The sequence below is a fragment of the Aquimarina sp. MAR_2010_214 genome (assembly GCF_002846555.1).
Taxonomy (GTDB): Bacteria; Bacteroidota; Bacteroidia; order Flavobacteriales; family Flavobacteriaceae; genus Aquimarina.
Window position 1 is genome coordinate 5,288,028 of sequence record NZ_PJMS01000001.1, and the last position, 15,077, is coordinate 5,303,104.

Consider the following 15,077-nt stretch of genomic DNA (forward strand, 5'->3'; position numbering starts at 1 on the left):
TAATCATGAAAAAGTTACACAATTCAATGTTACTAATTGTACTCGTTACATTTTCTCTTAGTTGTATGCACCTATCGGGTCAACAGAAATTGAAAACGTTTAATTACAACGGAAAAAATTTAAATTATACGATTCTATTACCATTAGATTTTGATTCCAGTAAAACATATCCTCTTATAGTAGGGCCTTCAGAAACTGATTCAGCAAATGACCAAAGTTTTTATTGGAGAGGAACTACAGATAGTCGGGGTTGGATACTTGTTGGGTATAAAGTATATAATGCTACAAATAGAATAGAAGAAGTAAAGGCATTATTCGAACACTTAAAATCGAAGTATAATATAGAGGGAAATAAATTCCATACTGTATGTTTTAGCGCTAATAGCGCCAGTATTTTTGATTTAGTTATGGAAATGCCGGAATATTTTGCAGGAATAACAGGTATGGCTGGAAACCCTAGCAATAGCAATACAGAAAAAATGAAACAACTAAAAGGTATTAAAGTACAATTTATTGTTGGAGATCGCGATCGTTATTGGATGAATTCTGCTAAAAAAAGTCATCAAATATTACAAAGTATTGAGGTAGAAAGTTCCATTGAAGTCATAAAAAATGGCGAACATGTATTAAAACCCTTAATAGGAAAGGGATTTCTGGATAGAGCAAAGCGATTGAGAGACTAATCCATTAATGAGCATAATCTGAAAACACAAAAATGAAAAATGAAAACAGTATGTATTTTACTAGCATTAGTCTCGTATATTTTTTCAGGTAACGATACTAAAAATCAAAGCAATAAATATATCTATTTCACTACAGAAGAAGGTTCCGAAGGTCGGGATATTGTACGAATAAGTACAGATGGAAATTCAAGAAAACGGTTGACCTCTGATAATGGCTCTAATCATTATCCACATCATAATAGCCCTAAATTATCACCAGATGGAGCAAAAATAGTATATCATAGTGATACCGATAGACATGATAGATATTCGATTTGGACTATGAATATAGATGGAAGCGACAAAACTAGAATTACTTTAAAAGAAGGCTTGTTTGCTAATTGGAGTCCAGATGGAAAGCGCATCATTTTTAGTGGAAGACGAAATGGTATATGGGAAATTTTAAGCGTAGCAAGTGATGGAAGTGATGAAAAAAATATTTCTGAAAACTTCAAAAAAGTAAAACAACCTACTTGGGGAGCCGTTTGCGATTATCACCCCAATGGCAAATCAGTTGTATTTTCATATATCAGAGAAAAAAAATTGTATTCAATGGATTTACAAACAAAAAAGATAACTCAAATATCGCCATCCAATCACTCTTATACGCAATCAGCTTTTTCAAAATATGGAAAGCAAATTGCAGTTAATAGGAAAATAAAAGAAAAGGAAGGGTATGATTTAATTATAATATCTACAGTTGATAATACCATAGAAACAATCGCTAAAAATGTGATTTCTTATTCGGCACCATCTTGGTCAAAATCAGGAGAAGAAATATTATTTGCAGGTGTAATTAATGGTAATCAAGAGATATTCAAAATTAATTTAAAAGATAAAACAGAAACTCAATTAACCAAAAATTCAGATTTCGATGCAATGCCAACATGGTAATAATTAATCAAAAATGAAAAACATGATTCCTATAAAAAAGATTGTATTAGAACTTGCCTTAATATTTACAATCCAATCATACACGCAATCAAAAGAAAGAATAATTTTCACAAAAAACAGAGAAATTCATTGTATGAATATTGATGGTACAGGATTAAAACAATTAACAGATTTTAAAATGCCAGGACATACACCTATCAGTTTGTCTGCCTCTACAACCAAAAAAGGCAAAATTGCGTTTATCTATGACCCTGTTAATCATGGTTATATGTCAACTTATATAATGAATGCAAATGGAACTAATATTAAAAGGATTTCTAAAGAACCTAAGTCAGGTAAATCAAGTACTTGGGGGACAACCGTTTCTCCCGATGGAAAATATTATGTATTTGAGTCAAAATGGTCTAATAATGTTGAGATTTATAGAATGAATGCAGACGGGAGTAATGTTATTAATATAAGTAAAAGTATTAAAGATGATGCTTTTCCCAAATGGTCGCCAGATAGCCAACAAATTATTTATACTACTAAAAACACTAAAAGTGGTTGGGATATTATTGCAACTGATTTAGCAGGAAACAAAAAGAAAGTTTTAATACATTCTAAAGAAGAAATAAGAAATGTAGCTTATTCAAAAGATGGAAAATTAATTGCTTATTGTGTGGCAAAATCTAATTCATCAGATTTAATGTTAGCAGATGCTAATGGCTCAAATATTAGAAAATTAAAAACAATTGCACAGTATTCAAACGTGTCATTTTCTCCAAACAATAAGAGCATCACATTCGTCTCAAAGAATAATAAAATAACAATAATGAAATTAGAGGGAACCGGTTATAAGGAACTAACAACAGGAAGAAGACCCGTTTGGTCATTTAATTAAAAAGATTTAAGGCAATTATGATTAGAAAGTACAAGGAAGTAGATTTAGAAATACTTATGAAAATTTGGGGAGAAGCTTCAGTTTTAGCACATCCATTTTTAGAAGATGAGTTTGTTCAAAAAGTAACCCAAGATATGAGGCAAATATACCTACCAAACCCTGAAGCCAATACCTATGTTTATAAAGAAAATGAAAATATCGTAGGTTTTATTTCAATGATAGAAAATGAAATAGCAGGTTTATTTGTCAATCCAAAAAATTGTTCAAAAGGGATAGGCTCAGCTTTAGTAAATTATGTACAGGAAAAAGGGTATGATATTCTTGAAGTTGAAGTATTTAAAAACAATGAGATTGGTCGTGCTTTTTATGATAAATATGGGTTTAAAAAAATCAATGAATACTTTTTTGAAGCAGCTAATCAAAACGTGCTAAGAATGAGATATGTCAAAAAAAACATTAAATAAAAGTTAGCATTGCATCAATAGAACTAAAATCTCCTTTGCATTTTTTAAGCTGTCTATTTTTGCCTTACACATTACTAATAAGCTAAAAACTTCTAATTACATAGGGTTTAAGAAAAAGGATTCTGGACAAAACACTATACCATGACACTTTGGAAGAACCATGAAGATATGAAAGCATTTGCTTATAACAGTGACCATTTAGAAGCTATTCATAAATCAAAATTGATTACCAAAGAAATTTAAACAGTTGTAATTGATGTGAATAACATTCCTAATTAGAAAGAAGTCAAAAGCCTATTGAAAAGCAAAGGCAAAAAATATAAATTTTAATAGATGAAAAGAGTTTATTTAATAGCAGCAATCATTGGCTTTATTGTGCCAACATTTTTTGTAGTAATCGAATCGATAGCTACGGGAAATATTTTACTCTATACAAACCCTCTTGCAACTTTTAATGGAATGTTTGCAAATAGAATATCTTCCATTTTTGCCATTGATCTTCTTTTTACAGTTTTAGTGTTTTTTATATGGTCTTATAAGCAATCTAAAAAACATAAAATCAAACCTGTGTATGTTGTTTGGTTACTTACACTACTTTTTGGTTTAGCAGGAGGTTTCCCTTTATTCTTATATCTAAGAGAAAAAACAATAAAAAATCATTTGAAGTTATGAAAATCACAAATAAAACGAAGGTATTCTTCTTCTTGGTGCTATTATATATCACAAATACCACAGCACAATCGTATGAAGTTTTGTATACTAAGCAAATTAACAATTCAGATAACATCTTCGTTATTAATGAACATGGGAAGTCAAAACAAATCACAAATCATCCAAGGAAGGATAGTAGTCCAATGATGTCCCCAGATGGTAATTTCATTGTCTTTACTTCTGAGCGAGTTGGTTGGTGGAAGATTTGGTTTTTAGATGTCAAAAAGAACGAGTATAGACAACTAACAAACTCTAGTACGGCAGAACATAGTCCGTCTTGGTCTGCAGATGGAAATCATATTCTTTTTGTCTCTTCGAGAACTGGTAATAATGAAATTTTTTTAATGGATAAGAACGGAGAAAACTTAAAAAACCTCACTAATAATGGTAAATCGGATGTAATGCCGTTTTGGGGAAAAGATAATATGATATACTATTCATCAGAAATTAATGGCGTTTATCAAATTATGCGAATGCATTCTGATGGTTCTCAAAAAGAAAAGTTGACAAAGAATAAAGGAGATAAATTAATGCCACAACTATCTAATGACGTTAAAAGAATACTCTATTATGGAAATGCTGACGGGAATATGGAAGTATATATAATGACTATAAATGGTAATAAACATAAGAAAATTACTAATCACCCCTTAATAGACATGAGACCAAAGTGGTCGTCAGACGATAAAAAAATAGTGTTTGAACGTGGAAATAAGAGAGATAATCATCATATATATATAATGGATGCAAATGGAGAAAATGTGAAGCAACTTACATTTTCAAATTATAATTATGCAGCATCTTTTATTTCAAACAATGTAAAATTATTAAAGAAATAGTACTCATACCCTCTTAGGGTGGTGACATAAAATTTTTGTCCATAAATACTAAATGAATTTATTTAGAAGTTTTCAAAATGGTTAAACATATATCAAAATCAATTGATCTGAAGATATTAAAAGAAAAAGTTAATGACGCTATAAAAAAAGGGTTAAAATCATTGAGATTATATTTTTCATAAACAATAATTAAGAACTAAATCATTTAAATAAAGTATTGATTTTAACTATATCACAATTAATTAGCCTTCTCAAACGTTTTATACATTTAGTAAAAAAATAATAAAATGAAACTTGAAAGTATAAAAACGGAAATATATAATAAATTGAAAAACAAACTCAATCAACTTAAAGTCACTACTGATGAAGATATAAGGAGTTTTGTTATTACCGTATGGTGGGATAAGGTAAATTATGAAGCTCCAAATGTTTATGAAAATGAAAAGACATTTAGAGGCAAAAAAAAAGAATTAGCTACAATTTATAATAATCAAATAACACCCTTTATAGAACAAAATTTATAAAACACCCTTTGATTATATCAATCCATCTTTACAATTCTCTTAACCTGCTCCTAGTTAAGAGTTTCCTTTTTTATGTTTAGCGCACATAATATTTAAGCTTTTATTCTTACTCACAAAAAGGAACTAATTTTCAATAACTTCTTTTGATACTCAATGAATAATCAAAAAAGAAGATTAAATTTGGACTATACAATTGATGCATTTTTAACATAATTAAATAGTCCAGATGTTACGTCCTTGGAAACTTCAAATCAAAATAGACTTTAAGGTTGAAACCCCTATTTATATACAAATAGTCAATGCAATAATCGAAGCCATAAAATCGGGGAAATTACAATACGGCACTGCACTGCCAGGAAGTAGAAAACTTGCTGAATTACTAAATGTAAATCGCAATACTGTTGTTAAGGCATTGGGTATTTTGACCGTTGAAGGTTGGTTGATATCTAAGCAACGTAAAGGAGTTTTTGTAGCAAGTGACATTCCTGAAATAGGTAGTAAAACTAAGGTTTTAAACCCCTCCAAATACTATAAAAAAGAGCAGACACCTCTTGAAATTATTTTTGACGATGGTATCCCTGATAGTAAAATGGCACCAATGGAAGAATTATCCCGAGCCTATAGAAGGGTTTTTAATCAAAAATCCAAATGGAAATTAATGGGGTATTACAATGAATTAGGGACATTGGAATTTCGGGAAGCCATTGCACAAATGTTGAGCTTTAAACGAGGGTTGAATATAGCTACAGATCATGTTGCTATTACTCGTGGAAGCCAAATGGCAATGTACCTTGCTGCACAGGTGCTCTTTAGTAAAGGTGATGCCGTAATTGTAGAAAATCCGGGATATATTCCTGCTTGGAAAGTTTTTGAAAAAGCAGGTGCTACCGTAATTCCTGTACAAACTGATAACGAGGGTATCCGAATAGATGAAATAGAAACTATCTTAAATAACAACCTGAATGTAAAGGCGGTTTTCGTAACACCACATCACCAATACCCAACTACAGTAACCATGAGTTTAGTACGTAGACTGAAACTAATCGATCTTTCTAACACATTTGGTTTTACTATAATAGAAGATGATTATGACCACGAATTTCATTTCGAACAACGTCCAGTATTACCTATTTCGAGCCATAAAGAAATACAAAACTATATCTATATTGGCTCTATGAGTAAAGTGGTGACTCCTGCATTACGTATGGGGTATTTGGTAAGTAATACTGATTTTATAAATAAAATTAGTGATTTACGAAAAATAATAGATGTTCAAGGAGATATTATCATGGAACTTGCTGTATTAGATTTGATACGTTCTGGTGATATTAGAAGGCATTTAAAAAGAGCCACTTCACATTATAGGAAAAAACGAGCCTATTTTAAACAGTTATTAGAAACACACTTAGCAGATAAAGTTACTTTTGAAGTGCCCAAAGGTGGGCTCGCATTTTGGATAAAACCCAATAAAAAAGTGAATAATAAAAAATTTCATGAAAGCCTTTTGAAAAGAAATGTTGATATTATAACCACTAATAACTTCGGTAATAAAAGTAATAAGAATATTAGTGGTCTACGTATAGGGTATGCCTCTTTATCTTCTGAAAAACTTAAAAAAGGTTTGATCGAAATAGGTAAACTCTTATAAAACTGATTAATGTTTTAGTCTTTTCAAAGTTGGATTCTGATTACTCTGGCAATCTTATGATTGGGTAAATTATCTAAAAGATTAAAACCCTTCAATTTCTTCACTGGTCTACTCCTTATTAAAAAAACTGGATCACTTCGATAGAATGAAACCAATCTATATTTGTCACCGAATGAAATCATTACTATTAATAACCCTTACAAACTATTATCCAAAATAGAAGTAAAAAAAACTTTTCAAAAAATGAAAAAAGTTATAAAATCAGTTCTTGGAACTCTCATTTGCATTACAATGTTATGTACAAGTTGTAGCTCAGACGAAAAACTTCCAATACAACCTGAAACAATAGTCCCCGAGACTCCAGAAACACCTGAGACTCCAGAAACAACAGAAACACAAATTATTAATATCCAAATGGGATCTTCTAATGAAATAATAGGAGATATGGATATCCAAGGAAAGTTCTTGTATTTTGCAACAGTCGAGAATATTTATAAATTAGACCTTACTGTTTCTCCAAGTATTCCAGAATTAATAACTAAAGTTGAAGATCCACCGATAGCAGTAACTGCAATCAACAATACATTGTTTTATATTCCTTTCTGGATGTACGAACTTAGATCTATAAACATTAGTAAACCAAATGATAAGCATGTTACAAACAACATCCAGGGCGTAATAGAATCTTCGATAACAAAAAACAAAGATGAACTGTTTTACGTATCAGGAAGATCTACAATGGACCATAAAGCTAGTTTTTATCGAAGAAAAATAAAAAAAGATAGCCCATCTACTCTAATTACAACAATAGAATATGTTATCCCCAAGAATTTGGTCGTTGAAGGCGATTACCTATATTTTACAAATGAAAGGGAAATACTAAAAATAAATCTTACAGAACCTTCACCAAAACCAACGCTTTTATATACAATGTCTGAAGTTAGTGGTTTTTCAGGTATTGATCATATTGATGGGTTAGCTATACATAAAGAGCACCTATACTTCAGTCAAGGATGGAACAAAAATCTTTATCGTTTAAACTTGAAAAACAGTTCTCTTGCTCCAGAAATAATTCTTTCTGATGAAAACTGTTGTGATGATGGTTATGCTAATGGCTATGAGGAGTTAATAGTTAGAGAAAATAAACTGTATATGAGACAAACCAATAGATACAGTTTACTGGTTTTAGATTTATAGTATAACTAGGCACCTAGGAACAGAAAAAGCTTCTGATTTTCATGTATTGTATAAGATGTGTGTCAAAGCCTTAATAAATGATTTAAAATTCTCTTATGTATAGTCATTTTTAAAATTACAGATGGCTACAAAATTTCTAATTACAAAAAAATTAGAAACTTTCATCCCTAATAAAAAAGGATGGATATATGTTTTATAATGATAACCCGTTGTGCATTTGTGAAAAACATTGTAAAAAAAGCGTCAATTCGAGTGGTTTTTCGAAATAGAATGAAGAAAAATTGTATCGAGAATAGCTTTTTTAATTCAAAATTCTATTCTCGATACACATCTTCCTTCGGTCGAAGCACTCCTTTAGACTTGCATAATTATATTTATTGAAATAAAAAAGAGCAGAACTTAAGTACACTAATAACACTCAGAAGGGTAAACTTCATAGTTCGATTTAGACTTAAGTTCTTTCTTTCATCAACAATCTCTAATAGAAATTCGGGATTTTAAGCCCATTATCAAGGAGTCGAGTTATGATGAAAATGCTCTTTTCATTCAGAGAGGTAAAATTATGAAAAGTATTTATTTAGGAATTGACATTAGTAAAAAAACATTAGATATTTGTTTAGTTGATCAGAAATCAGAAGCATTCTTTAAGATTGAAAATAAAATCAAAGCGATTAAAAAACTCTTTAAGCAGATAACTACTTTAGATGCTGAGATCTTTATTGCAATGGAAAATACTGGTCTTTATAATTATAATTTATATGAAGTTTTGAAGGATTATTCATTTAATGTTTATGTGATCGATCCTAAGCACATTAAACGAAGCATCGGTTTAGTTCGTGGTAAGAATGATAAAGTTGATGCTAAGCGCATTGCTACTTTTATTGAAAGGAACTATCAAGATTTTGATTGCTGGAAGCCCACAAGTGAGGCTGTACAAAATATAAAAATACTGATGAGCCAACGTAGACATAAGGTAAAAACTAGACAGGCTATTAAACAACAAAATAAGGAGCTTAAAACAGTTAAAAGGACTAAAATAATAAGTTCCTCAATGAAAATCAATTTAAAAGAAATTGAGCAGATTAATAAACATATAGCGGCTATAGAAAAATTGATTAAAGAGGAGATAGCTAATGATTCTGTTTTGGAAAAGGACATAGAACGTATCAGAACTATACCAGGAATAGGATCAGTTACAGCTTGGACTTTAGCTGTGAAAACTGATGGTTTTGTGCGATTGACTAATCCGAGAAAACTAGCTTGTTTTGCTGGCGTTGTTCCATTCGAACAACAAAGTGGAACAAGTCTAAAGACAAAACCAAGAGTATCAAAAATGGCGGATATGCAACTTAAATCCGTGCTCCAAATGGCAGCTATGAGAGCAGTAAGAATGGATAACGATCTTAAACACTTTTACTTGAGAAAAGTAGAAGAAGGTAAGAACAAAATGAGTGTACTCAATGCTGTTAGAAACAAACTAATACATATCGCAATGGCATTAATAAAAAACAAATCTTTTTATGAAAACCGTTTGGTATTGTCATAGAAATCGAATTGACGAATTTCGAATTAAAAAATCTCAAATGCACAACGGGTTAATGATAATATAATTTTATATATTCTCTCATTATAAAAAATAAAAAGAGGAATGGCTATACATGAGTTAACACTAAATACAACAGAAACATCTATTGAATTAGATAAAATACATTTAAGTGCAAGTAACAAAGAAAAGCTAAACCAGCTACTAAAAGAATTTAGTCATGCGGAAGTATTAAAAAAATATAAGTTAGCTGTAGATCATAAATTACTATTATACGGAGACACAGGTTGCGGAAAAACAACAACCGCTAAAGCCATAGCGCAATCACTCAACAAAAAAATATTAATTCTCAATTTGGGAGGTGTTATAGATTCTCGATTAGGACAAACTGCAAAAAACATTGCAGAAGTTTTTAAAAAAGCGTCACGAGAAAACGCAGTTCTATTTTTAGATGAATTTGATTATATCGGTAAAATTCGAGATTATGACACTAAAGATTCTGGAGAAATGAAAAGACTTGTCAATACTGTGATTCAATTAATTGACCAATTACCTAATAATACATTATTGATTGCAGCTACTAACCATTCTAGTATCATCGATAATGCATTATTAAGACGATTTCAACTCAAACTTGAGTTTGAAATGCCTACTAATAGCGAATTAGATATTTATTATGACACTTTATTAATGCAGTTCCCTAAAGAGTTTAGAGGTTTAGATCGCCAGTATAACTTATCTTATGCAGAAGCAAAAGACATTGCGTTAAGAGCTATTAAGAATAATATCATAGAAGCCGAGGAAGCAAATAATTGATTCACTAAAAAAACAAAACCGTTTAAAATATGATAATGAACTAAAATTTATGGAACATATCGTTAATAATTTAGAAATCATCCATAAAAGAATAAAACATGCCTGTAAAAAAGCAAATAGAACCTCAGAAAATGTTCGTCTATTATTGGCAACAAAAACGGTAGATACCAATAAAATAAAGTTTGCTTTACAACAAGGAGAATCACTTATTGGAGAAAATAAAGTACAAGAATTAAAACAGAAATCTAACGCCTTAAAAGACATACACCCAGAAGTTCATTTCATTGGGCATTTGCAATCCAATAAAATCAAGGAAGTTATTAAGTGGGCTAGTTGTATAGAGTCTATTGATAGGCTTTCTGTCGCTCAAAAACTACAGCAACGCTTAGCTCTAGAAGAAAAAGAAATAGATATCTATATTCAAGTAAACACTTCTTTTGAAGATAGTAAATTTGGGGTTTCCCCAGACCAAACAATTGAATTAACAAAAGAAGTTGCTAAACTTAAAAATATTCATATCAAAGGCTTAATGACCATTGGCTTGCTAAGTTCTGAATCTACCGAAATACGAAAATGCTTTCAGTGTTTAAAACAACTTCAACAAAAAATTAAAACATTACATATTCCGAATGTGGAAATGAATGAATTATCAATGGGAATGAGCGGTGATTTAGAAATTGCTATTGAGGAAGGTGCTACCATTGTTCGAGTAGGAACTGCTATTTTTGGTGAACGAATTTATCCTGATAGTTATTACTGGAATGAAACAAAAAGTGACATTTAACGGCATATAATCCGCAACCAAATTTGCGTCTTTATAGAAGACGGAATACTAAACTGAAATCGCCGTTGAGTTATAACAGAATCGCTTCCGAGTTTCGGAAATTATCAGTTTTTCAGGAAAAATCTAACACCGCATATTTTCTATAATAGAAACATGATTCCAATCTACACCTCTAGCCTATTTATATTTTCACCACACACAGTTCAAAACTCATACCTCACAAAAGCCTCTATGGCAGCATAATCGGCTAACCCTAAGGCATTGTATTTCTGAGCGGTATCCCTATTTCGCTCTTCTGCCCGCATCCAGAATTCTCTTGAATCTTCTCCTTGAAACATTACTCCATCTTTTTGTGATTGATGGCAAAAAATGGCATGTCGTTTTTTTAGCACTTGATCCGGACTCATGGGCACAGCCATTTCAATTTCATGAATACCCCATTCGTGCCATGCACCTCGGTATAACCAAACCCAACAATCTTTCATATACGGCTCTGTTTTTAACTGCTCTAAAGCTGCAAATAAAGCATCTAAACATACTTTATGCGTTCCGTGTGGGTCTGCCAAATCACCTGCCGCATAAATCTGATGTGGTTGTATTTCTTTTATTAGCTTACACATAATGGCAATATCTACTTCTGATAGTTTGTCTTTTTTTATTTTACCTGTTTCATAAAATGGTAAATCTAAAAAATGAACATTACTATCGTTTAATCCCAAATAGCGTGTTGCCGCAAATGATTCACTTCTTCTGATTAGTCCCTTTAATTGTCGTATTTCTATAGTATCGACAATATATTCATTTGCAGTAGACAACGTATCAATAATTTTTTGAGTTACTGTTGAGTCTGAATTCAATTTTTGACTTACTTCTGCAAATTTTAAAGCTTCTTGATTTGATACAGCTATATTGCCTGATGTTTGATAAGCCACATGAACTTCGTGACCTTGCTCAACTAATCTATCAAAAGTTCCTCCCATAGAAATCACATCATCATCGGGATGTGGACTAAAAATAATGACTCTCTTTTTGGCTGGATTTGCTCTCTCGGGCCTATTAGTATCATCTGCATTAGGCTTACCTCCAGGCCATCCCGTAATAGTGTGCTGTAATTTATTAAACATTGTAATATTCAAATCATAAGCAGAACCTTCTTGCGCTAATAACCCAGACATACCATTATCGTTATAATCTTTATCTGTTAAGCTTAATATGCTTTTTTGGGTTAATTCGCATAGCCAGATAATTGCTTTATTCTTTAATGCTTCTGTCCATGCTAATGAACTAACCAACCAAGGTGTTTTATTTCTGGTTAATTCTGATCCTGCCTCGGTATCTAATATAAAAGTTGTGTTTTGGTGGTTTTGAAGGTATGTTGCAGGTACATGAGAAGAAACATCTCCTTCTATAGTTTCTTTGATAATTGTTGCTTTGTGCTGCCCCCATCCTAACAATACAATACGTTTTGCTGCTCTTACTGTAGCAATTCCCATAGTTATAGCTTTTCTAGGAACATTTTCTATACCTAAAAAAGAAGGAGCTGCATCCACCCGGGTGATATGATCCAATGTTATCATTCGTGTACCAGAATTATAATGAGATCCTGGTTCATTAAAACCTATATGACCTGTTCTTCCTATACCTAATAACTGAAAATCTAATCCACCTGCTTCTTTAATTTTCATTTCATAATCAATACAATATTGATAGAGATCATCATTATTTATTTTTCCATCGGGGATATGAACATTTTCGGGAGATATATCAATATGATCAAATAGATGTTCATACATGAAGTAATAATAACTCTGTATATTTTCTATATCCATTGGATAATATTCATCTAAATTGAAGGTTATCACATTTTTAAAACTTAAACCTTCTTCATGATGCATTCTCACTAATTCTTCATATACCTTAATCGGAGAAGAACCAGTAGCTAATCCTAAAACGCATTGTTCATTTTTTTTCGATTTTTCTTTTATAAGATTTGCTATTTCTGTAGCCACTACTACAGAAGCTTCATTCGAATTTTTAAAAATTACGTTATGTATTTTCTCAAATCTTGTTTCTTCAAATTGACCTGCCGGTTTATAATTAATATTCATTTTTCTTCTAATTATTTCAACAATCTTTTTTAAATTCTATTTTATAATATATTAGCTTTAATCTTACCCCATATTTTTATAAGTAAGTACCCCGAAACAATAGCTATTTCAGTCAATATCAGAGCGTAAGTTGTGTATCCATATATCCAATATCCTGTGGCAAACATGATGCTATATATTAATACGCACCCCAATAACATTGCAAGAATACCGAAAGGTACACTCCATCCTTTTGAGGTATTTTTTAAGATAATTTTCTCTTCTTTTGCTTGATCAACTATGTGATTCCACCCAGGACCTCCTGGTTGTGTCTTTTTATAAAAATCACGTAACACTTCTTTACTTTCTGGCTGAGTTACATAAGTAGCTATCAACCAAATAGTAGTGGTTAGAAAAACGACTATCGGAAATTCTGACCAATCTGGAAACACTCCATTTTCTGCATCAAAAAAATAGACACCTGCTGGTGTTAATTTCAATACTAAAGAAATGATTCCTGAAGCAAACATCGCTGTAATTTCACTCCAAGCATTAATACGCCACCAAAACCAACGTAAAATAAATATTAAGCCTGTTCCTGCTCCAAAAACTAATAGTACTTCAAACAACTGTAACGCATTTTGTAAAAGTAATGCTAAAAGTGCACTAAATACCATCAATATTACTGTTGCAATTCTACCTACTGCCACCAATCGTTTCTCTGAAGCATTTGGGTTAATTTGTTGTTTATAGAAATCATAAACAATATAAGAAGACCCCCAATTTAATTGCGTAGAAATGGTACTCATATATGCGGCCACCAAAGAGGCTAATACTAAACCTAATAATCCACTTGGTAATTTGGTTAGCATGGCAGAATAGGCCAAATCATGACCTAGTTTATCTGTTGTTATATTTGGAAAAGCTTCTTGTATACTTGCCAGGTCTGGAAATATCACTAAAGATGCCAACGCTACAATAATCCATGGCCATGGACGTAATGCATAATGAATTATATTAAAAAAGAAGGTTGCTCCTATAGCATGATTTTCATTTTTGGCAGCCAACATTCGTTGTGCGATATAGCCACCGCCACCAGGTTCTGCTCCAGGATACCATGAACTCCACCATTGTACAGCTAATGGTATTATTAGTAAGGTGATTATAGCATGTTTATCATTAAAATCAGGAAGTATCGATAGCTTATCTACCACATGTTCATTTGTAATTAAAGATTTTATACCTCCCACTTCTGGCAAATTAACCAAATAATATGCAGCACCAATGGCACCCCCCATAGCAACAAAAAACAATATAAAATCGGTATAAACCACACCTTTAAAACCACCAATTGCACTAAATGTAACCGTTATCAACCCTGCACTAATTACTGTTTGCCAAGGTTCTAAACCTAACATGATACCTCCTATTTTAATAGCAGCCAAAGTTACCGAAGACATGGTAATAACATTAAAAATAACACCAAGATATATGGCTCTGAATTTTCGTAAAAACTTTGCTGGTTTACCACTATAGCGCAATTCATAAAACTCTAAATCTGTGCTTACATTTGATTTTCTCCACAATTTGGCATAAACAAATACAGTTAACAAACCTGTGATCAAAAATGCCCACCAAACCCAATTACCAGATACTCCGTTTGTTCTTACAATATCAGTTACCAAATTGGGAGTGTCGGTAGAAAATGTCGTAGCAACCATAGATAAACCAAGTAACCACCATGGCATATTTCTTCCTGATAAAAAAAACTCTGATGAATTTTTCCCTGATTTTTTAGACACCCAAATACCAACAAATAAAGTGATCACAAAAAATGCAATTATTAATACATAGTCAAAAGTACTTAGTGATATCATTATGTCTTTTTAAATTTATAATTTATTGTAATATTCTAAAGCTTTTTATTAAATGGTCATAGCTGTTGCGCATTTTTACATTTTTTAA

General features: G+C 31.5%; 14 protein-coding genes. 12 read left to right on the plus strand and 2 right to left on the minus strand.

What is annotated here, in order from left to right; translation table 11 throughout:
• Positions 1–5: 5 nt before the first annotated feature.
• The 12 genes from ATE84_RS22710 to ATE84_RS22770 all read left to right on the plus strand — a co-directional run bounded on the left by ATE84_RS22710 (position 6) and on the right by ATE84_RS22770 (position 11,025).
• Positions 6–683, plus strand: a complete 678-nt coding sequence (locus tag ATE84_RS22710; protein ID WP_143273689.1) for a hypothetical protein — start codon at positions 6–8, stop codon at positions 681–683.
• Between the two features lie 39 nt (positions 684–722).
• Positions 723–1,616: a DUF5050 domain-containing protein gene (locus ATE84_RS22715; protein ID WP_101450114.1), complete on the plus strand. Its 894-nt coding sequence runs from the start codon at positions 723–725 to the stop codon at positions 1,614–1,616.
• Between the two features lie 22 nt (positions 1,617–1,638).
• On the plus strand, positions 1,639–2,499 hold the full coding sequence (locus ATE84_RS22720; RefSeq protein WP_101450115.1) for a DUF5050 domain-containing protein: 861 nt from the start codon (positions 1,639–1,641) through the stop codon (positions 2,497–2,499).
• A gap of 17 nt (positions 2,500–2,516) precedes the next feature.
• On the plus strand, positions 2,517–2,963 hold the full coding sequence (locus tag ATE84_RS22725) for a GNAT family N-acetyltransferase (RefSeq protein WP_101450116.1): 447 nt from the start codon (positions 2,517–2,519) through the stop codon (positions 2,961–2,963).
• Positions 2,964–3,296: 333 nt separating this feature from the next.
• The gene (locus ATE84_RS22735) at positions 3,297–3,635 is read left to right on the plus strand and encodes a DUF2834 domain-containing protein (RefSeq protein ID WP_101450117.1); all 339 of its coding nucleotides are present in this window, start codon (positions 3,297–3,299) and stop codon (positions 3,633–3,635) included.
• Complete coding sequence (locus ATE84_RS22740) at positions 3,632–4,513, plus strand: DUF5050 domain-containing protein (protein WP_101450118.1); 882 nt, start codon at positions 3,632–3,634, stop codon at positions 4,511–4,513. The genes ATE84_RS22735 and ATE84_RS22740 overlap by 4 nt, the downstream gene beginning before the upstream one ends.
• 287 nt (positions 4,514–4,800) lie before the next feature.
• Complete coding sequence (locus ATE84_RS22745) at positions 4,801–5,037, plus strand: hypothetical protein (protein WP_101450119.1); 237 nt, start codon at positions 4,801–4,803, stop codon at positions 5,035–5,037.
• Between the two features lie 226 nt (positions 5,038–5,263).
• On the plus strand, positions 5,264–6,685 hold the full coding sequence (locus tag ATE84_RS22750; RefSeq protein WP_101450120.1) for a PLP-dependent aminotransferase family protein: 1,422 nt from the start codon (positions 5,264–5,266) through the stop codon (positions 6,683–6,685).
• Between the two features lie 243 nt (positions 6,686–6,928).
• Positions 6,929–7,882: a hypothetical protein gene (locus tag ATE84_RS22755; RefSeq protein ID WP_143273691.1), complete on the plus strand. Its 954-nt coding sequence runs from the start codon at positions 6,929–6,931 to the stop codon at positions 7,880–7,882.
• Positions 7,883–8,444: 562 nt separating this feature from the next.
• Complete coding sequence (locus tag ATE84_RS22760; RefSeq protein ID WP_101445330.1) at positions 8,445–9,428, plus strand: IS110 family transposase; 984 nt, start codon at positions 8,445–8,447, stop codon at positions 9,426–9,428.
• Positions 9,429–9,530: 102 nt separating this feature from the next.
• The gene (locus ATE84_RS22765; protein WP_101450122.1) at positions 9,531–10,241 is read left to right on the plus strand and encodes an AAA family ATPase; all 711 of its coding nucleotides are present in this window, start codon (positions 9,531–9,533) and stop codon (positions 10,239–10,241) included.
• Between the two features lie 49 nt (positions 10,242–10,290).
• The gene (locus ATE84_RS22770) at positions 10,291–11,025 is read left to right on the plus strand and encodes a YggS family pyridoxal phosphate-dependent enzyme (RefSeq protein ID WP_101450123.1); all 735 of its coding nucleotides are present in this window, start codon (positions 10,291–10,293) and stop codon (positions 11,023–11,025) included.
• Between the two features lie 203 nt (positions 11,026–11,228).
• On the opposite strand, the gene nagB is transcribed toward ATE84_RS22770, so the two are convergent.
• Both nagB and ATE84_RS22780 read right to left on the minus strand, forming a co-directional pair.
• Complete coding sequence (gene nagB, locus ATE84_RS22775) at positions 11,229–13,133, minus strand: glucosamine-6-phosphate deaminase (RefSeq protein WP_101450124.1); 1,905 nt, start codon at positions 13,131–13,133, stop codon at positions 11,229–11,231.
• Positions 13,134–13,174: 41 nt separating this feature from the next.
• Positions 13,175–14,989, minus strand: a complete 1,815-nt coding sequence (locus ATE84_RS22780) for a sodium:solute symporter family protein (RefSeq protein ID WP_101450125.1) — start codon at positions 14,987–14,989, stop codon at positions 13,175–13,177.
• Positions 14,990–15,077 lie beyond the last annotated feature (88 nt).